Below are 18926 nucleotides of genomic sequence, written 5' to 3'. Positions count from 1 at the left end.
CAGCGGTAAGACAGCGAATCAGCCGATCCGGTCAGCAGCGAACCCGACGAACGCGGTCCACGCCTCCGAATCGACCGCTAGGCTCATGCGGTTCGTGTCTTTCGAGTCCCGCACGTGCACGGTGTGCGGGCAGGTGGCCACCTCCACGCACTCACCACCAGCTCCGCCGCTGTAACTGCTCTTGAACCAGTCGAGCTGGACGGTCTCTTCGACGCTCATAGTTCTCCCAGCGACTTCTCGATGAAGGCCAAGGACTCACGCGGAGTGAGAGCTTGCGCTCGGATGATCCCATAACGCGACACGATGCCGCGGACCTCTGTTCGCTCCGACACGATTGTGCTCCGTCCCTGCGCCTCCAGATAGGCCACTTGATCTTCACCGTCCCTGTGCAGCACGGTGAACGGCCCATCCACTCCAGCGTTGTCCTCTCGGTTCAACGGCATGATCTGGATTTCTACGTTGCGGTACGCGCCAACGAGCAGCAACTGCTCCAATTGTCCACGCATGACAGCGCGGCCTCCCAACGGCCGCCGTAGAACTGACTCATCGATGACGAAGCTCACCAACGGAGCAGGCCTTCGGGCGAAAACTCCCTGTCGAGCCAGCCGTGCAGCGATGCGCTGTTGAACTGTCTCCTCATCCAGCAACGGGCGCCACATCTCGAAGACAGCCCGCATGTACTCGTCGGTCTGCAAGAGGCCAGGCACCGCATGGGTTCCGTAAACCCATAGCTCAACCGCCTCCGCCTCCAACCTTGCCGCATCCCGGAAAAACGCCGGGTACTGCGCCCGAGCAACCTCCTCCTTCATCTCCTTCAACAGCCCGCCTGCATCCAGTAGTTCATCCACCAGGTCGATGAACCTCGGCGGAGGAACCCTCCGCCCCTGCTCGTACGCCGCGATGGTCGACGGCGAGTAGCCGGTCCGCGTGCCGACCTCCGGCCGCTCCAGGCCCGCCCGCAACCGGCACAGCTTCATCTGCCGCCCGAACACCCGCAGGATGCCCGTCCCCGGCTCCGGAGCAGGTCCCGGCACCGCGTCCTGCCCCGGCTCTCCTTGCTCGGCCGTCTCCCCCGGCTCCCGCACCAGTTCGCTCATAGCCCGTTCACCTCCGCTGCCCACCGGCCGGTCCGCCCAACTCCCCCACCCTGCCGAGGGACACGGCCCGCCCCGCCTACAAGCCCCGCGGGGACGCGTACAGCGCCCCCGGTCGGCTCCTCACCCGGCGTCAACGCTAAAACCCCAAAACGTCGGTGAACATGTGAAGTCCGAAAGTTCCCCCCATCAGGTGTGACAGCCGTGGATGGGCGACCGGCATACACTGATCCACCCTTGGGGTCTTTTAGCGCGCCCTGTACGATGCCGTCGCTCGACCGACGGCCGGAGCGACCTCACCTCGCGGGCCCGTCATGACCCTGCTCAAGAAAAGAACACCGCCCATGCACCACCCGCCCGCCCCTCCGACGCCGCCGCACTACCGCCGCCCGGCGGCTCCCGGCACCCGGTGGTGGCTGACCACCCCGGCCCGTGTCGGCTTCGTGCTCGCCGTGCCCCTGCTGGGGCTGGTCAACACGTTCCTCGGTTTCTTCCTGCTGATCTTCGCGATCGTCCTGATCTGGAAGGACAGCCCCTGGCAGAAGGGCGTGAAGGTGGCCGCCACCATCGGGGCCATGGCGCTGCTCGGCGCGGTCATCCCGGACCCGCCCGAGGACGGGACCTCTCCCGTGGCCCAGGCGGACGGGAAGGGACGTGCGGCCGGCGCCCTGGCCTCGCCGACGCCCTCGGCGACCGGGAACGACGGGGAGCCGGCGCCCAAGCCCCGGCCGAAGGCCGCCGACTACCGGGGCCTGCCGCTGGACGAGGCGCGGGACAAGGCCGAGGCCGCCGGGTTCGGCGTGGACGACCACAACGCGTCAGACGACGACAAGAGCATCTGGATGCGGTCCAACTGGACCGTCTGCTTCCAGAAGACCGGCTGGACGTCGTCCGACAGGAAGACGATCGACTTCGGTGCCGTACAGACGGGCGCGCCGTGTCCCGGGGCGGACGGCGGAGCCATCCCGTGGCCGAAGATGCCGGACCTGGTCCGGAAGACCTGGAAGACCGCGCACAAGGAGGTCGTGGACCTCGACATCGTCCCGGAGGACCGGGTAATGGCGGACACGGCGTATCTCAACGACACGCTGCCCGACGAGGGCGAGTACGACGACTGGCGGGTGTGCGTGACCGACCCCGCCGAGGACGCGGACGTCACCATCGGCACATGGGTGACCCTGGAGCTGACCCACCCGGGCAACGGCTGCCCGGAACCCGGCCGGGAGGACGACGACAGTCCCCGCCTGCCGGACCGGGACGACGACGGCGACCCCGACTACCGCGACCCCTTCCCCGGCGACCGGAACCGCAACAGCGCCTTCCCGAACGGCCTGCCGGACAGCTCGGGCAGCTCCGGGGGCTCGTCCGGCGGAGGCGGCGGAGGCGGCTGGAACTGCCCCCGAACCCGCTGGTGCTGACGCGGACACCCGGCCCCGCGCGACCGTGCGGCGGTGCACCTGGAGCAGGCTGGGGCGGGCCGTCGTCCGGGACGCGGGTGGCCCGCCGGGCGGTGACCACGGACACGCGGATCGGCCCCGAGCACCTCGGCCGCGTCGCTCCAGGCGCCCGCCGTCATCCGGGCACCCCGGCCTCGTCCATGACCACGGCCATCTCACTTGGGGGAAGGGCCGGGTTGGCACCCGCGCCGAAAGCCAGCTCGGGCAGGGCGAGGGCCTCGAGGAGACGGGGAAGCGGCAGGCGCGGGTCACGGGCCGCCGCCTGGCGCGTCCAGACGTCCGGGTCGTGGCTGAGCCGCTCGATCAGATCAGGGCCGGCGGCGGGGTCGCGGACGGCCAGCTGCCGGTAGATCCCGTCCGGATGGTCCGCGTAGCGGGCGGCCAACCCCTCGCGGGGGAAGCGAGGGTGGCCGGTCGCCATCCAGGCGGAGAACGTCCCGCCGAGCCATGCGTACACGCTCATCAGGACCTCCTCCGGGATGTCGGGGTGATACACGGCCAAGTGGGTGCGCACGACGACGTCCGCGTCCTCGACCAGAAGCCGCAGGAGATCCGGGGGCAGATAGGGGCTGCGGGCCGCGGCGCGGCGCAGCAGAGGGTGGGCGGAGGCCGCGGCCCGCCGCAACACCTCCTGATCGGCGATGCCGGCCGCCACCCAGTCCACGTCACCCCGTGCGTGCGGGGCCACGGTGAAGTCGATCGCGGCGCGTCGGGCTTCGGTCAGCTCGGGCCGAAGGGAGACGGCGAGCCGCACCCCGTCGTCGGGGTCGACGGCGAGCCGGTCCACGAGGTCGGCCGGCAGGGACGGATTACCGGCGAGTTCGGCCAGGTGGACGCCCTCGGCGAGGAACCGCTCGGCGTCCGCGCGGTCGAGAAGCCCCCGGCGCAGCGCCTCGGGCAGGGTGGCGGGGTCGCGGAGCAGCGCCGCCGTGAGCCGTGCGTCGTGCGGACACGCGCACAGCGCGGCCGACCGCCGTACCTCGGGGTCGGGGTCGTCGAGCAGTGTGGCGCGCCCGTCCGCCGTCAGTTCGTCCCAGACGCGCAGGGCGGCACGTCGTGCGGCCGGATCGGGATGCCGGACCAGGGAGGCGAGGAAGGACGGCGCCAAGTGGGGCGAGTACAACAGCGCGCTGCGTACGGACGGTTCGGGGTCTTCGAGGAGACGCCCGCACACGGCGTCCGGCAGCGGACGGACCTTCGTCCGGGGATCGTGGGTCCACTCGGGTCCGTTCGCGACGGCGGCCCGCACCTTGGGCGAGGGATCGTCCGCGAGCCGGGCCCGCTGCTCGGGCTCCGCCTGGCCACTCATCGCGAACAGGACTCGCGCGTTCAGGACCGGGTGGGTGAGGACAGCCGCCACGGCCGGCTCGGGCAGCCCCGGCCGGTGGAGGGCCTGGAGGGGCGGGCCGTGACCCCCGCCGTCGAAGGCGATCAGCCGCAGCAACAGCGGTGTGGGGAGGGCCGGGTTGGCAGCGACTCCGTCCAGCGCGGAGGAGTAGAAGGCGACCATGTCTCAGCTCCCCGACCCAGCACTTTGCACGCAGCCCCTGCTTCGGACGCCCACGCGGCCTCGGCCGTTCGGGTCGACCTGCCGTCATCCTGCCACGGGCCGGGATGCCTCCGCACGTGATCACCGAGAGCCCTCGCCACGTCGGGTGCTCTTACTTCTCAACGACATTCATGCGCTCTCCAGGCGACGAGTGATGTTCTCGACTTTCGACGTTCTGGCAGGTTTGGGTGATCAGGCTGCGCCGGCTGCGGCCCACGCCTGCTGGACGGCGCGGATTTCCTCATCCGTGGGCCGGTCTGGGCTGATGGGCGTAAATCGGGCGGCGATGATCACCCGGCGGAGCTTGGCGACCATGTCGGACAGGGACGGCGCGGCCTTGGTGGTCTACCACGGGGCCCGCTCGCGGTGCTGGGCGGCATCGGCCGGGTGGTGGCCGTGCAGCGTGTACCAGACCACGGTGATCGTGTAGCAGTACAGGCCGAACGGCACGGTGCGCTCCACCGCGTGGCGGGTGCGGCTGTGGGCCTGGCCGGCCCCGAGCAGGTCGCGGGCCTCGGCGAAGGCGACCTCGATCGACCAGCGACACGCGTAGCGGGCGACCAACTCCGAAAGCGGCGTGTCCAGGTCAGTGGTGACCAGGGCCAGGTCGTAGCCGCTGACGGTGTCCCCATCGCGCAGAAGGATCACGCGGACGGTGCGGGTGTGGAACGAGCCGTACCACAGGCAGGTCGTCGCAGCCAGGTGGACGGTCCCGGTGCGCTGGTAGCGCGTGACCTCGAATGCGGCGAAGACGGCTGCGTCGGCCAGGTCCTTCGCCGTGCCCAGCCGCTTGCCCTTCAGGGCGGGTCGGCCGCGGCGCCCGGTGGGCGGCGGCGCCAGGTCGTACAGCACCGCCGAGGCGGGCAGCCGTGTGGTGAACGTACAGGTCGCGGGCAGATCCCGGAGCGCCCTGCCGTGGTAGGCGGCGTCCGCGACGACGTGGATGCGCCGCCGGTAGTGGCAGGCGGCCAGCAGGCGGATCATGGACGCGGCCAGGTCGACCTTGGACTGCTCCTGCTTCGGGCGCCACAGCCGGGCCATCACCGGCAGGCACACCGGCCGTGCCAGGAACGGCAGTTGAACCACAATACCGACCACCACGAAGCAGGTCCCGCGCCCGACCGGTCTGGACCCCCTGGCCGCGCCGTCGTGCTGCCAGGCCGCACCGTGCACCTTCTTCCCGTGCCGCTTGAACAGCGTGTCGTCCACCGCCATGGTCAGCACCGCGCCCTCGGGCAGCAGACGCCGCACGATCAGATGGGACAGGGACACGCCCAGGGTGTCCGGACTCCAGGCCGCCCGGGAGAAGAAGGCGTGGGCGCGGTCGTGGGACCAGGTGCGCGTCAACCCCGCACCGAGCAGCATCCCGGTCACCGTGCACCGGCCCGTCTGCGCAATCAGCCCCGTGACCAGCGCAGCGAAGGTGCGGAACGTCGGCGCGGTGAAGCAACCGCGCACCAACTCCAGCACGGCGAGCGGCGAAGCGGGTACGGTCGGATCCGGAAGCATCGGCGGGTCCCTCCCCGGAGGCGACGAAAGCACCGCCGATGCTTCTCTGCTGTCTCCGGCCAGCGCGGCCAGATGACGTCACATCACCCGCCTGAGCGACCCGCGCGACGATCAACGAAAACGTCGAAAGTCGAGGTTTAACTCCCGAGCTGGAAGCGACAGTTGATGACTGACGTGATGAGTGACATCGAGGCCGGGGAGGCCGCCGTGGATGCGCTGGATGCTGTGGATGACGGTCTGGTTGCTGAACTGGTGGCCAGGGCCCAGGCCGGCGGAGCACGCCGAAGGCGGCCCCCCGCACCTTCCGGGGAGCCGCCTCCGTATCGGCCGTCGGCTTGTCGCCTCAGTCGGCCGTGTTCAGCCGGACGGCTCCGGAGCCCGTGCGGATGGTCAGTGCACAGGCGACGGCCACCGTGGCGCAGGCCGCTGCGAACAGCAGGGCGGTCGGCAGGGTGAGGCCCGCCGGGCTGCCGGTGGTGGCCAGGGCCACCACGGCGAGCACCGTCTGGCCGAGGCCCAGCAGGGCCAGCCAGGTCACCGTCAGCACACGCGGCGCCCGGGACCGTACGCGCTCCAGGCCCAGCAGGGCCGCACCGCCGGTCAGGCCCACCAGCGTGAGTACCACCAGGGCGGCGTTCAGCGGGCTGAAGCCGGAGGGATCGGTGTGGTCGAGTTCCGCGGTGTCCGGCCAGAGCGTCAGAAAGGCGATCTGGAGCAGACCCTCGTAGGCGACCTGGAGCAGCAGTATCGCGGGAGCGACGCGGCGCGTAAGGAAACGGATCATGCGTTGCTCTTCACAAGCTTCTTGCTCTTGATGATCCACAGCTTTCCGTTCTTGACGTAACTGATGCACTTGTCGCGGGCCTTGTGGTTCGACTTGCTCTTGCCACGGTAGTCACGGCCGATCTTGCGGCCGATCTTGTTGTTGCGGAGATCCATCTCCTTGTCGACACCGCGGGACTCCGACTCATGACGGGTCGCGACCTCGTAGGCGGTTTCATGGTCGATGTTGATCTCCATACGGGCGTTCCAGTAGCAGTGGCGGAACGCGTCGCCGGTGCCCTGGTACAGAGACGCCCTGGGGTAGCGCTTCGCGGCCTCGCCGAACGCCTTGTCGGCATCCTTGCGGGCCTTGTTGCAGTCGTACGCGTTGGTGCGGCAGTAACTCCGTTCCGCGGGGGTCAGATCGCCGTACCCGGCGCCCGGGTCGAGCAGGACCGGGAAGGTGACCGTCTGGCCCGGCGCGGGGGCGAGGGAGACGATGATGTCGTTGCCGGAGAGCCGCATGGAGACCGGCACGGTCTCGCCCTTGGCGTCCAGGGCGAGCGGGGCGGAGATGAAGGCGGTCGCGTCACCCTCCGCGTCGGAGATCATCAGGGTGTTCTCGCTGACCGCGGTGATCTCGTGGCCCGGCTGGATGTTGGCCGTGTAGGTGAACGACTGCGGCGCGTTCGGGCTGCGCAGCAGGTGGAAGACCTCGACCGCGCTGGTGCTGTTGCGGACGGCGACGGTGTCGGCGTCCTGCTGGGTGTTGGGGTAGATCACCAGACCGGTCTCGCTCAGCTCGGCCGGGGAGGCCACCGCCGGGGGCAGGTTGACCAGGGTCTGGGTGGCGCCGTCGGGGCTGGTGCCCACGATGGAGCTGTTCGCGGCGTCCGGGAGCTGGGCGGTCGCGTCGGCCCCGGCGGAGTCCTCGGTCTCCTCGACCTCGGGGTCCTCCTCCTCGACGTGGCCGGGGGGCGTGTCGTCCTCCTCGACGACCGTCTCCTCCGGGAACTCCTCGACCTCCTCCGTGGTGTCGTCCGCCGGGTGCAGGAGGGAGCCGAAGTGGGTCTCGGCGATCTCGTTGATGAACGAGGTGGTCAGGTCGCCGGTGATGTCGCCGACGTGGAAGGTGTGGTCACGCCAGTCGGACCAGGTGCCGGCCGCGTTGCGGACCCGGGCGCGCAGTGTGTGCACACCGCGGGCGGCGGGCGTCCAGGAGACGTTCGCGGTGCCGGAGGTGAGGGCCGTGACCACCGTCGTGCCGCCGTCGAAGGTGTATTCGGCGGAGACCGCCCTGCCGGTGCCGTCGGTGATCCGGAAGGTGCCGACCTGGCCGGAGTCACCGTGCCACAGTCCGTCGGCCGGGTAGTGCGCCGAGCTGACGGTGGGCGACGCCGGGACGGTCGGGTCGATGGTCAGGGTCCGCCAGGCGGACCAGGTGCCGCTCCACTCCATGCCGTCGAAGACCTCGATGCGCCACTTGTACGAGCCCGCGGCCAAGGTGGGCGCGGTCCAGGCGGCGGTGCTGCCGGAGGCGACGAACGGGGAGGTTCCCTGGGCGATCCGGGTGGTGCCGTCGGCGTTCCACACCTCGAAGGTGAGGCGGACGGTGTTGCTGTCGGCGTCGCTGGCCTTGCCCTGGAAGGTGGGCGTGGTGTCGGCGGTGACGGCGCCCGCGGCCGGGTTCAACGCGGTGGCCGCGCCGGGCCGGGTGTTGTACGTGACGGAGAGCGCGGGCTCGGTCGGGCCCTGTGAGCCCGCGACGAAGTTGGCGGAGCGAAAGCGCCGCCAGCTGAGGGAGTCGCTCTCGTTCACGGCCCTGATCTGGACACCGTGGTTGGGCTGGCCGTCCGCCCACGCCTGGGCTATGCCGGCGACGTCCCAGCGCATGAAGTTGGCGGGACAGGCCGAGCTGTAGCCGTACGCGGACTTGGACACGGCGGCGCCGGTTGCGGTGGTCGCGGGCTGGGCGCCCCAGGTCACTCCGCTGGGGTCCCAGGTGCCGGTGATGCGCCGGACCTCGACGCCCGAGCCGGTGGTGGAGCAGCTGGAGGACCAGTACGAGTGCAGCCGCAGCTCGGCGTTGAGGACCTTCTTGCCCGCGAACTTGGTGACGTCGAACTTCACGTACGAGCGGGCCTTGGTGGTGCCGCCGTCGTAGGTGCCGGCCTTCAGCTCGGTCGAGCCGCGCTGCGAGTCCGGGTAGTTGGTGGCGACCCAGGTGTCAGTGGACGCGGCCAGGGTGGTGGTCGGGTCGATGGTGACCGGGTAGGTCACGGAGGGGTCGGCGAGGAACGCCGTGCTGGGCCTGAGGACCAGCACCGTGCCCTGAGGGGTCTCCTCCACGGTGGTGGCGATCTCGGCGTGGCGCAGCGGGTCGCCCGACAAGGGGTCGGTTCCCGTGCCCCACATCCGGGGCGCGGGAGCGCTGGCGACGAGGTTGCCGGAGCTGTCCTCCAGCCGCAGATGCCGCTGGGCGGTCTTCTTCAGCTCCATGCCCTCCAGGGTGACGGGAAGGCGCAGTTCGACCGGTTCGGTGGGCCGCTTCTTGAGGATCAGCGACTCGGAGAAGCCGTGCGGCAGGGCGGTGACATGTAGATCGCCGTTGGGGACCACGGACGGGTAGACGGCGGTGTCGCCGTCCAGCCGGGGCGCGGGCAGCGCCTTGCCCCAGTCCAGGCCGAAGGTGCGGCTGCCCCAACTGACCGACGCGAAGTCCTCGTTGCCGCCGTTCGAGAGGACGACGTCGGCCACGGCCGTCTTCGGCTCCAGTTGTGCGCCGGTGTCGACGAGGGTGGTGTCCAGGGGCTTCCAGCGGCCGTTCTCCTTGACCCTTACAGGTCCGGAGTATGACTCCGTGGTGAGGGTGCCGTCCGGGTTGGCCCAGGTGCCTGCGTCGACCGTGCGCTCGGAAAGGGCTTCCACCCGCTGTCCCGAGAGCTTGGCGGCGAGCTGCGCCGAGGTGATGTCCGGAGCCTCAGTGACGTGCTCCGCGGGGCCGGAAGTGGTGATGGCGGGGCTTCCGTCGCCACCGCCCTCCGCCTGTGCGGTGCCCGCTGAGGCAACCAGTGTGGCGGACATGGCCATGGATATGGCCGCCGCCGTGAAGCGTCTCCTCATGTTCTCCCCTGTAAGGGTTATTTCCTGTCAATCACCCGTGAGGGTGATCAAATTCGAAGTTGATCATAGACTGGTGACATAGGCATGCCAGAAGGGCGGAGTCCCGCAAGCGCGCGAAGGCAACCAGTCCGCCACTCGCCGACAAGTGATCTTGGTCGCCGACTGAGCCCGGATCCACCGGCTTACTTCGTGAGTGATCGTTCCGGGGGCGTTCGAGTGGTCTGACGGCTGATCTGCGGGTTGCGGGTTGCGGGTTGCGGGTTGCGGGTTGCGGGTTGCGGGTTGCGGGCAGGGGGTATCCGCTGGTCTGTCCAGCTCTTCCACGTGTTCGGCGGTCTCGGGCTCTTGCGGGCGGGGTGGTCAGGGCTTCTCAGACGGTGCGTGGTGGTGCGTGCACCAGGTCGAAGAGCCTGGTGAAGTCGTCGGCCCAGGGCCAGTATTCGGGCAGGTGGAGGGTGAGCCGCCGGGCCGAACGGGCCAGGCGGGCGGGCACGTTGATCAGGTGGGCGCGGATCGTTGCGGTGGTGGCCCTGGCATGGAAGGCGGACGCCAGGGCGCCGGCGGCGCGGGGCAGGTTGTGCGCCAGGGCTGCCAGGGCGAGCCACGCGGCGTTCGCCTGGAAGTGACCGGACGGCGCGTGGGCGAAGGCACCGTTCTTGACATCCGCGATGACCTGCTCGACCACTGCGTGCCGACGGTGATCACGCTCGGCGTCCTTCAACGAGAGCGGGGAGTCGGTGAACGCGGCGTGGTAGCGCCAGGTGTCGAAGAGCGTGCCCTGCCCGGCGGGGACGGTGCCCGGGCCCAGGCGCTTGACGCGGCGCACGATCAGACGGGCGGTGACCTGCTGTTTCTTCGGCTTGGAAGTGAACGCGGTGTAGGGGACCTCGGCTATCTCGGCGTCCGAGATCCAGCACTCGCCTTCCTCGTCCCAGACCGCCTTGGGGTACTTGATCGGCGTCCAGGCGCCGTCGTCGATGCGGGCGATCGCGGCCTTGACTGAGGCGTTCATCCGCACGGTGACGGAGAACCGCGCGCCCAGTGCCCGGCAGGAGTTCACGACGTCGGCGCCGTAGAACGCGGAGTCCGCCCGCACCACCAGCAGGCCACTGGCGCCGCAGGCGCGGGCGGTGCGGATGGTCTCGGCGACGAACGCCGCACCGCCGCGCGCGGAGTTCGACGGTCCTTTGCGCATTCTGGTGGCGGCGATCACCGGGGCGGCCAGGGGTGTGGAGGCGATGCCGAGCAGTGCGTTCAGGCCCTTGACCTTGCTGTATCCGTAGCCGGCGCCCTGCTTGGCGTAGCCGTAGGTGCGGCGGATGGTGTCGTCGATGTCCACGTAGGCGACCTGGTCCGCGCCGGGCAGCAGCGGGGTATGACGGGCCAGTGCGGGAAAGAACCGGCGGGCCACGGCGTGGAGTTGCTTCACATGCCCGTGCGTGAAGGAACGCAGAAACGATCCCAGCGTGGACGGGGCCCGGACCCCGGCAAACAGGCGGCCCATCGCGCCGTGCCGCAGCCGGTGCATGTCATCGATGTCCCCGCAGGGGGCAACCCCCAGTCGGCGCCCGCGGCCATGCCGCCCACCAGCGACATCAGTTTCGCCGCGGGGAAGGCACCGGTGCCGTCCTTCGAGGCCGGCAGACGGATGTACTCATCGGCCAGAGCGGGCAGACCGCACCGCTCGGCCAGCCGCACCACCGGCTCCAGCCCGCCGTACGCGACCAGGTTCGGGTCGTCGAACGCGGATGAGACCGCCGTCGCGGCATGGGAAGATTGCATCTCGGAAGTGCCTTGCCGATCGTGCCTGATGTGGTCCTAGAGAAACCCCATCATCGCAGGTCGCAAGGCACTTCTTCGTTCCCGGAAGAACGGCCCACAGGCGTCAAGCCGGTGGATCCGGGCTGAAGCAGACGCTCTCGCACCCCTTCCACCAGCAAAGGCATAGGTGACATGACCGATTCCAACGGCGGTTCCGCAGAGACGCAGTCCCGCGCCCGCTACCTCCTGGACGGACGCCGAGTGACCCTCACCGACCTGCTCGGCGCCGGGCTGCTCTCGGAGGGCGAACACCTGTCGTTCGTTCGGCCCCGGATGGGCGAGAAGCACGAAGCCACAGTCACCTCCCGGGGGTGGATCCGACTGGCGGACGGCGAGGAATTCCGCTCGCCGTCCAAGGCCGCCATGGTCGCCGTCGGGTACGGGACGTTCGACGGGTGGGAGGCGTGGCAGGTGGACGACGGCAGATTGCTGACGCAGTTGCGCCAGGAACTGCTGGACCGCGCCGCCGAGGAAGCCGACCCCTCGGAACCGGACGAGCAACGACAGACGTCGCTGTCACCCAGTGAACGGCACACCCGGCTGAAGAAGGCCCGTGAATCGGCCGAGGCGGGAAGTCCGTTCACCCTCTCCGTGCAGGAGCTGCTGGGCTGGTGGGGTGCGACGGGCCGAGGACTCGTCAACGAGCAGATCGAGGCCGACCTCGCCAACCACAGCCTCGTCACCTCACCGGAATTCGACAAGGTCCCCCTGACCGCCACGGTCCAGTTGGTCAAGGCCGCGGAAGAAGACACCGAGGACGTTGCTCTCACCGGGTCACCGGCGACCATTCCGGTGCCGGCCGGTCAGTCCGAAGAAGAGGAATCCCGCGAGACCGGGCTGACCGTCGGCACGCTGCCCTCCGCCCTCGGCGGTGTCATCAGCGTCAAACCGACGGCCACCTTCGAGGAGGTCATCACGCTGATGGTGCTCCACGACTTCTCCCAACTGCCCGTCCTCGCCGGTCCGCACAACCTGCGGGGATCGGTCTCGTGGAAATCCATAGCCCGCGCCCGGCACGCCGACCCCGGCGCCCACCTCTCCCAGGCCATCGTGGACGCGCGGGACGTGCGCTACGACCACGACCTGATCGACGTCCTTCCCACCCTGGCCGAGCACGACTTCGTCCTCGTCAGGGACCAGCGCAACGCCATCGCCGGCATCGTCACCGCCGCCGACGTGGCCCAGGCCTACGGTGATCTGGCCGGGCACTTCCTCCTGATCGGGGAGATGGACCGCAGGCTGCGGCAGGTCATCGCGGGGGCCTTCACCCTGCCCGAGGTCACGAAGCTCTGCGACCCGAAGAGCGAGCGCATCGCCTCCTTCGGCGATATGACTGTCGGTGACTACAAACGCGTACTGGAGAACTCCGGGCTGTGGGAGAAGCTCGGGTGGCCGCTCGACCGAAAGGTGTTCATCGATCGGCTGGACGAGATCCGCAGGATCCGCAACAACGTCATGCACTTCAACAGCAGCGATCCCCTGCCGAAGGCCGACGTGGACAAGATCCGCAACCTCAACAAGTTGCTGCGGGAGTACGGGGAGTAGGTACGGGACCGCTCCCCGCGGTTCCGTCTCCGACCACCGTCGCCGCATACAGAGGCATACACGAAACACACCGTCACCCACGACGCCTCGCTGTGCGCACGTCGGACCTGGGACCACCAGGGTGAGTCCGGCAGCGTAAGGGCCATGAACAGCAAACCCTCCCCCATCGCTGAAGCGCACACCGTGAACCGCGAGTTCGTCATGCGCTTCAGCCCCACCCCGCGAGGTGCCCGCCTCGCACGCCGTCTGGTCGCGGACCGGCTCGACGCGTGGGGCCACCCCCACACCTCCACCACCAACGAGACGCTGTCCCTCATCACGGCCGAGCTGACCGCCAACGCCGTACGCCACGGCCACGTGCCCGGAAGGGACTTCGAGGTGCGCCTCACCGGCACCGATGGGGAGCTACGCGTAGAAGTGTCCGACACCCGAACGGAACGCGTACCGCTACCGCTACCGCTCCTCGACGAACCGCCCACCGACGCCGAGTCCGGCCGGGGTCTGATGCTGGTCGCGGCGCTGGCCGACGAGTGGGGTACCACGCCGCGCGTGAACGCCCCCGGGAAGACGGTGTGGGCGGTGCTGGGGCTTCTCTGACAGCAGGGTCGTAATTGACACCCGCTTATATGGCTGCCGCGTTTCCACGGCCGCTGTGCTTCCTTCGTTTTCTTTTTCTTTCAGGGTGAAACCAGTGAGGAAAGCCCGAAAGGGCGCCAATCGGCCACGATTCGGCGAGGGGGCAGGGCCGGCACGGCCCCTTCCGGCGGGAGCGGTCCGCCGGTGTACCCGTCCCGTCACACGCTGTCCGACCTGCCCTATACGGTTGATCCGCATCACACGGGGCGACCGCTGCCACGCGAGCGTCCCGGGATCCACGGACGAAGGGGAGCGTCGTGAAACCCACGCTGGCCGCCGCGCAACTGCGGGGCAGTCTGACGCAGTACCTCACGACGACCTACGCGCTGGCCGACGACGACACCCGGCGAGCCCTGGAACGGTTCCTGGGGGACCCCGGGTCGGGGATCTTCCGGGGGCCGTATCTGCGGATCAGGACGCCGTTCCAGAAGGCGGACGACGGGTGGGAGCGGTATCTGGAGTGGCGGCCCGGGTTCACGCCGTGGCGGCACCAGGCCAAGGCGTGGCAGCGGCTCAGCACACTGGGCGGCAGGGAGGCCGAGCCGACGCTCGTGACGACCGGCACGGGCTCCGGCACGGGCTCCGGCAAGACGGAGTCGTTCCTGGTGCCGGTGCTCGACCACTGCCGACGGCAGAAGGCTCTCGGGCGGCGCGGGGTGAAGGCCGTCCTGCTGTATCCGATGAGCGCGCTCGCCACCGACCAGGCGGGCCGCGTCAGCGACTACCTGACCGCGCCCGACCTCGCCCAGGTGACCGCGGGGCTGTACATCGGCGACCGGCCGGACACCGACTTCCGGCGGGTCATGACACGGCGCGAGGAGATGCGTGGCGCCCCGCCGGACGTGCTGATCACCAACTACAAGATGCTGGACCTGCTGCTTCAGCGCGGTGAGGACAGGTCCCTGTGGGAGGGCGCGGACGTCACGTACGTGGTGCTGGACGAGTTCCACACCTACGACGGCGCGCAGGGCACCGACGTGGCCATGCTGCTGCGCCGGCTGGCGACGGCGGTCGGCGCCGCACGGCCGGACCGGCCGCTCGGGCGGATCTGTCCCGTGGCGACCTCCGCGACACTCGGGGCGATGGGAGTCCCCCTGCTCATGGGGGTCCCCCCGCTCGAGCGAAGCCGAGCGTGGGGGGGAGGAGCCGAGAGCTTGGGGGAGGGCAGGCGTGCCGGCCGGGGGCATCCTGGACGTGGCGGCGCAGGTGTTCGGCATGCCGTTCGCGGCCGACGCGGTCATCGGCGAGGAGCGGATGACCGCCGAGGAGTTCACCGGCGAGGTCGACTACACGCTCCCCGAACCGCCCACCCCGCAGGAGGTCATCGCGGCGTCGGGCGGTATCGGGGTGGAGGCGAAACCGGATCTGCTGGACCTGGACGGGCGTCGGCCCCGGCCGGGTGGCGTGCCACTGGGCGGGGCGCCCGGTTACCGGCCGGCTCCGCGGCGTCGTCCGACCGACCGAGGGAGTCCGAGGGGGCCAGAGGGAGTCCGAGGGGGCCGGGCGCCGGTTCGCGGTCTCCTTCGGTACTGTGCCGCGTCCTCCTTGAGCGGCTGTGCCCGCCGGTGCGGTCTTCACCCGACCGGACCGTTTCGTGGTGCCGCACCCGTCGGTGGAACGCAGTGTCGTCGTGCAGTCATTCCCCTCGAGAAAGAGTGGTTATGGAGCACATACGGCGCGCCGCCCGGCGGGCACTTCCCTTGGCCGTCCTCCTACCCGCCGCGGCGCTGGCAGTCGCCGGCCCGTCCACGGCCTCCGAGAGCGGCGGTGGGGCCGGGGCCCATGAGGGCGCCAAGCCGACCGTCGTCCTGGTGCACGGCGCCTGGGCGGACGCCTCGGGCTGGAACGAGGTCGTCCGGAGCCTCCAGGCCGAGGGCTATCCGGTGGTCGCCCCCGCGAACCCGCTGCGCAGCCTCTCCGGCGACTCCGCCTACCTCGCCGCCCTGCTCAAGACGATCAAGGGCCCCCTCGTTCTCGTCGGTCACTCCTACGGCGGTTCGGTGATCACCGACGCGGCGGCCGGCAACCCGAACGTCACGTCCCTCGTGTACGTCGCGGGGTTCGCCCCGGACAAGGGCGAGACGGCTCTGCAGCTGGTCGCCAAGCACCCCGGCAGTCATCTGACGGACGACCCCCGGGCCCTCGTCCCCACCGCACTGGACGCCGTGCCGCTCGGTGGCGGCCCCGACGATGTCGACCTGTACATCAAGCCGGACAAATTCAGCGACGTCTTCCTGAGCAACCGGCTCGACGCGGCTCGGGCGAACGCCCTGGCCGCCTCACAGCGGCCCGCGAACGTGGCCACGAACACCCAGCCGAGCGAGGGGGCCGCCTGGAAGACGATCCCCTCGTGGTACCTCGTGGCCACCGACGACCGCACGATCGGTACCGAGAACCTGCGCTTCATGGCGAAGCGGGCGGGCTCGACCACCGTCGAGGTCGACGCCCCGCACGCCGTCATGGAGACCAATCCGGGCGACATCACCGACCTGATCCTGCAGGCCGCGCACGGCGCGCGTCCCGGTCTCGCCGAGACCGGCGCGGGTGAGCGGGCCGCGGTCCTCGGTGGCGCGGCGGTCCTCGCGGTGGCCGGGGGCACGGCCCTGGTCGTGCGGTCCCGCCGCGCCTGAGGCGGCCGCCGAAGATCTCCCCGGAGTTCACGGAGGACGAGGAGGCGTCGGCGTCCATGCTTCTCCGGCCGGTGTCCTGCTCCCGTCCGCCGGGCGTCGCGATGCCCGGCGGACGTGCTGATGGCCTGCCCGCGGTCAGCGGGCAGGCCATCAGTACGTTCTCGGGCGGGCTGTCGGCCCGTGTCTCACGCCTCCGGCGCGAGCAGCGGCATGCCGAGGCGGTCGGCGAGTTCGTCCACCGTGGTGCCGAAGGTCTGGGCGACCCTGAGGCCCTGGGGGGTGATGTCGAACACCGCCTGGTCCGTGTAGACGCGGTCGACGCAGCGCAGTCCGGTGAGCGGGTAGGTGCATTCGGGCACCAGCTTGGGGGCGCCGGTCTTGGTGAAGAGGGTCATCATGACGAAGACCTTCTTGGCGCCGATCGCCAGGTCCATGGCCCCGCCGACGGCGGGGATGGCGTCGGGTGCTCCCGTGCTCCAGTTGGCGAGGTCGCCGGTGGCGGAGACCTGGAAGGCGCCCATGACGCAGATGTCCAGATGGCCGCCGCGCATCATCGCGAACGAGTCGGCGTGGTGGAAGTAGGCGGCTCCGGGCAGTTCGGTCACCGGGACCTTGCCCGCGTTGGTCAGGTCGGGGTCGACCTCGCCCTCCTTCGCGGCGGGCCCCATGTTGAGCATGCCGTTCTCGGTGTGGAGGACCACCCCGGAGTCGGCGGGCAGGTGGTCGGCGACGAGGGTCGGCTGCCCGATGCCCAGGTTGACGACGGCGCCCTGGGGGATGTCGCGTGCCACGACGGCTGCCATGGCCTGCTTGCTCAGCGGGCCCTGGCCGTTCGTCGCACCTCGGTCGTTCGTCGCGTCTCGGTCGTTCGTCACTCGGCTGGTCGCGTTCATGCGGGGTCGGCCTCCTTCACCACACGGTCGACGTAGATGCCGGGGGTCACCACGGTCTCGGGATCGATGTCGCCGGTCTCGACGATCTCGCGGACCTGTGCGATCACCGTGGTCGCGGCGGTGGCCATGACCGGTCCGAAGTTGCGGGCGGTCTTGCGGTAGACGAGGTTGCCCATGCGGTCGGCGCGGTGGGCGCCGATCAACGCGACGTCGCCCTTGATCGGGTACTCCAGCACGTAGGTGCGGCCGTCGATCTCGCGGGTCTCCTTGCCCTCGGTGAGGAGCGTGCCGACTCCGGTGGGGCAGAAGAAGGCGCCGATGCCGGCCCCGGCCGCCCTCATGCGTTCCGCGAGGTTGCCCTGGGGGACCACCTCGAGTTCGATCCGGCCCTCCCGGTAGAGGCCGTCGAACACCCAGGAGTCCGCCTGGCGCGGGAAGGAGCAGATCACCTTGCGGACCCGGCCCTTGGCCAGCAGTGCGGCGAGTCCGGTGTCGCCGTTGCCGGCGTTGTTGGACACGACGGTGAGGTCCTTGGCGCCCTGGCGTATGAGGGCGTCGATCAGGTCGACCGGCATGCCGGCCATTCCGAACCCTCCGACGAGCACGGTCGAGCCGTCCTCGATCCCGGCCACCGCCTCGTCGGCGTGGTCGCACAGCAGGGTGGTCATCGGTTGCCTCCCGAGACGTTCTCCAGGACCACGGCGAGTGCCTGGCCGACTCCGATACAAATGGCGGCGACGCCCCACCGCTGCCCCGATTCCTGGAGCCGGTGGGCGAGGGTGCCCAGGAGCCTGCCGCCGGAGGCGCCCAAGGGGTGGCCGAGCGCGATCGCGCCGCCCTTGGCGTTGACGATCTCCGGGTCGACGTCCCAGGCGTCCACGCAGGCCAGCGACTGGACGGCGAAGGCCTCGTTGAGTTCGACGGCGGAGATGTCGGACCAGGTGATCCCGGCGCCCTTCAGTGCCCGGTTGGCCGCTTCCACAGGGGCGTAGCCGAACATCTGCGGGTCCAGCGCGGACACGCCCCGGCCGGCGACGCGGGCGACGGGGTCGGTGCCGATGCGTGCGGCGGCCTCACCCGAACCGAGGAGCACCGCGGAGGCGCCGTCGCTCAGCGGGGAGGCGTTGCCGGCGGTGATGACGCCGTCGGGGCGGAAGACGGGCTTGAGCCCGGCGAGCTTCTCGGCGGTCGAACCGGGGCGGATCCCCTCGTCCCGGGCGACGGTCGTGCCCTTGCGGTCCGCGACGACGGGCACCACCAGGTCGTCGTAGAAGCCGGCGTTCCAGGCGTCGTCGGCGAGGTTGTGGGAGCGTGCGGCGAACGCGTCCTGCCGTTCGCGGGCGATGGTGAAGCGCTCGCCCAGCTGCTCGTTCGCCTCCCCCAGGGAGACGGTCCACTCCTTCGGCATGCGCTGGTTGACCAGCCGCCACCCGAGGGTGGTGGACACGGCGGTCACGTCCGCGGCGGGGAACGCGCGCGAGGGCTTGGGCAGGACCCAGGGCGCCCTGGTCATCGACTCGACGCCGCCGGTGAGCACGATGTCCGCGTCGCCGGTCTCGATGGCGCGGGAGGCGATGATGGCGGCGTCCAGGGAGGACCCGCACAGCCGGTTGACGGTCGTGGCGGGGACCGAGGTGGGCAGTCCCGCGAGGAGGACGGCCATCCTGCCGACGTTGCGGTTGTCCTCGCCCGCGCCGTTGGCGTTGCCCCAGACGACGTCGTCGATCTCCGCCGGATCGAGCCCGGGGGTCTTGGCCAGGGTCCCGGTGACAGCCACCGCGGCGAGGTCGTCGGGCCTGACCTCGGCGAGGGCGCCCGAGAACTTGCCGAAGGGCGTTCGTGCTGCTGCGTAAAGGTAACTGTCGCTCACGCCTCCACCGTACGAGCGCCCGCTTCATCATGTCCAA

13 protein-coding genes and 2 pseudogenes are annotated in these 18926 nt (G+C 70.2%); 5 read left to right on the top strand and 10 right to left on the bottom strand.

The genetic code is table 11. From position 1 onward, the window contains the following. Positions 1-18: 18 nt before the first annotated feature. On the bottom strand, positions 19-219 hold the full coding sequence (locus V4Y04_RS29425; protein WP_332431395.1) for a DUF397 domain-containing protein: 201 nt from the start codon (positions 217-219) through the stop codon (positions 19-21). Then, positions 216-1097, bottom strand: coding sequence for a helix-turn-helix domain-containing protein (locus V4Y04_RS29420; protein WP_332431394.1), 882 nt, complete (start codon positions 1095-1097; stop codon positions 216-218). The genes V4Y04_RS29425 and V4Y04_RS29420 overlap by 4 nt, the downstream gene beginning before the upstream one ends. A gap of 341 nt (positions 1098-1438) precedes the next feature. Here V4Y04_RS29420 and V4Y04_RS29415 point away from each other — a divergent pair, with 341 nt between their 5' ends. Beyond that, the gene (locus tag V4Y04_RS29415; protein WP_332431393.1) at positions 1439-2512 is read left to right on the top strand and encodes a hypothetical protein; all 1074 of its coding nucleotides are present in this window, start codon (positions 1439-1441) and stop codon (positions 2510-2512) included. A gap of 154 nt (positions 2513-2666) precedes the next feature. On the opposite strand, the gene V4Y04_RS29410 is transcribed toward V4Y04_RS29415, so the two are convergent. The 5 genes and pseudogenes from V4Y04_RS29410 to V4Y04_RS29390 all read right to left on the bottom strand — a co-directional run bounded on the left by V4Y04_RS29410 (position 2667) and on the right by V4Y04_RS29390 (position 11276). Then, on the bottom strand, positions 2667-4061 hold the full coding sequence (locus V4Y04_RS29410) for a Mucin-2 (RefSeq protein WP_332431392.1): 1395 nt from the start codon (positions 4059-4061) through the stop codon (positions 2667-2669). Positions 4062-4445: 384 nt separating this feature from the next. Continuing rightward, positions 4446-5609, bottom strand: coding sequence for an IS701 family transposase (locus V4Y04_RS29405; protein ID WP_332431391.1), 1164 nt, complete (start codon positions 5607-5609; stop codon positions 4446-4448). A gap of 343 nt (positions 5610-5952) precedes the next feature. Further along, positions 5953-6393 carry a hypothetical protein gene (locus V4Y04_RS29400; protein WP_332431390.1) on the bottom strand — a complete coding sequence of 147 codons (441 nt, stop codon included), beginning with the start codon at positions 6391-6393 and terminating at the stop codon, positions 5953-5955. Then, complete coding sequence (locus tag V4Y04_RS29395) at positions 6390-9494, bottom strand: DNRLRE domain-containing protein (protein WP_332431389.1); 3105 nt, start codon at positions 9492-9494, stop codon at positions 6390-6392. The genes V4Y04_RS29400 and V4Y04_RS29395 overlap by 4 nt, the downstream gene beginning before the upstream one ends. Before the next feature lie 370 nt (positions 9495-9864). After that, positions 9865-11276 (bottom strand): annotated as a pseudogene (locus V4Y04_RS29390) (IS1380 family transposase). Between the two features lie 171 nt (positions 11277-11447). Here V4Y04_RS29390 and V4Y04_RS29385 point away from each other — a divergent pair. The 4 genes and pseudogenes from V4Y04_RS29385 to V4Y04_RS29370 all read left to right on the top strand — a co-directional run bounded on the left by V4Y04_RS29385 (position 11448) and on the right by V4Y04_RS29370 (position 16126). Next, the gene (locus tag V4Y04_RS29385) at positions 11448-12860 is read left to right on the top strand and encodes a CBS domain-containing protein (RefSeq protein ID WP_332431388.1); all 1413 of its coding nucleotides are present in this window, start codon (positions 11448-11450) and stop codon (positions 12858-12860) included. Between the two features lie 144 nt (positions 12861-13004). Next, positions 13005-13457 carry an ATP-binding protein gene (locus tag V4Y04_RS29380; RefSeq protein WP_332431387.1) on the top strand — a complete coding sequence of 151 codons (453 nt, stop codon included), beginning with the start codon at positions 13005-13007 and terminating at the stop codon, positions 13455-13457. A gap of 296 nt (positions 13458-13753) precedes the next feature. After that, a pseudogene (locus tag V4Y04_RS29375) lies at positions 13754-14512 on the top strand (DEAD/DEAH box helicase); the annotation flags it as partial. Between the two features lie 645 nt (positions 14513-15157). Then, complete coding sequence (locus V4Y04_RS29370; RefSeq protein ID WP_332431386.1) at positions 15158-16126, top strand: alpha/beta fold hydrolase; 969 nt, start codon at positions 15158-15160, stop codon at positions 16124-16126. Positions 16127-16311: 185 nt separating this feature from the next. Here the strand turns inward: V4Y04_RS29370 and V4Y04_RS29365 are convergent, their stop codons facing one another. From V4Y04_RS29365 to V4Y04_RS29355, 3 genes are all read right to left on the bottom strand, one after another. Beyond that, positions 16312-16929: a 3-oxoacid CoA-transferase subunit B gene (locus tag V4Y04_RS29365; protein WP_332433036.1), complete on the bottom strand. Its 618-nt coding sequence runs from the start codon at positions 16927-16929 to the stop codon at positions 16312-16314. A gap of 86 nt (positions 16930-17015) precedes the next feature. Beyond that, complete coding sequence (locus tag V4Y04_RS29360) at positions 17016-17687, bottom strand: 3-oxoacid CoA-transferase subunit A (RefSeq protein WP_332431385.1); 672 nt, start codon at positions 17685-17687, stop codon at positions 17016-17018. After that, a complete protein-coding gene (locus tag V4Y04_RS29355; protein ID WP_332431384.1) occupies positions 17684-18889 on the bottom strand; it encodes a thiolase family protein in 1206 nt (401 codons plus the stop codon). Before V4Y04_RS29355 ends, V4Y04_RS29360 begins: the two co-directional genes overlap by 4 nt. Positions 18890-18926 lie beyond the last annotated feature (37 nt).

It is taken from the genome of Streptomyces sp. P9-A2 (assembly GCF_036634175.1).
Classification (GTDB): Bacteria; Actinomycetota; Actinomycetes; order Streptomycetales; family Streptomycetaceae; genus Streptomyces; species Streptomyces pratens.
The sequence above is the reverse complement of the archived record's forward strand: the minus strand, read 5'-3'. Positions and strand labels throughout refer to the sequence as shown.

Coding starts and splice junctions, on each gene's coding strand:
- V4Y04_RS29425 (WP_332431395.1), bottom strand. CDS start 219: ATGAGCGTCGAAGAGACCGTCCAGCTCGACTGGTTCAAGAGCAGTTAC.
- V4Y04_RS29420 (WP_332431394.1), bottom strand. CDS start 1,097: ATGAGCGAACTGGTGCGGGAGCCGGGGGAGACGGCCGAGCAAGGAGAG.
- V4Y04_RS29415 (WP_332431393.1), top strand. CDS start 1,439: ATGCACCACCCGCCCGCCCCTCCGACGCCGCCGCACTACCGCCGCCCG.
- V4Y04_RS29410 (WP_332431392.1), bottom strand. CDS start 4,061: ATGGTCGCCTTCTACTCCTCCGCGCTGGACGGAGTCGCTGCCAACCCG.
- V4Y04_RS29405 (WP_332431391.1), bottom strand. CDS start 5,609: ATGCTTCCGGATCCGACCGTACCCGCTTCGCCGCTCGCCGTGCTGGAG.
- V4Y04_RS29400 (WP_332431390.1), bottom strand. CDS start 6,393: ATGATCCGTTTCCTTACGCGCCGCGTCGCTCCCGCGATACTGCTGCTC.
- V4Y04_RS29395 (WP_332431389.1), bottom strand. CDS start 9,494: ATGAGGAGACGCTTCACGGCGGCGGCCATATCCATGGCCATGTCCGCC.
- V4Y04_RS29385 (WP_332431388.1), top strand. CDS start 11,448: ATGACCGATTCCAACGGCGGTTCCGCAGAGACGCAGTCCCGCGCCCGC.
- V4Y04_RS29380 (WP_332431387.1), top strand. CDS start 13,005: ATGAACAGCAAACCCTCCCCCATCGCTGAAGCGCACACCGTGAACCGC.
- V4Y04_RS29370 (WP_332431386.1), top strand. CDS start 15,158: ATGGAGCACATACGGCGCGCCGCCCGGCGGGCACTTCCCTTGGCCGTC.
- V4Y04_RS29365 (WP_332433036.1), bottom strand. CDS start 16,929: ATGGCAGCCGTCGTGGCACGCGACATCCCCCAGGGCGCCGTCGTCAAC.
- V4Y04_RS29360 (WP_332431385.1), bottom strand. CDS start 17,687: ATGACCACCCTGCTGTGCGACCACGCCGACGAGGCGGTGGCCGGGATC.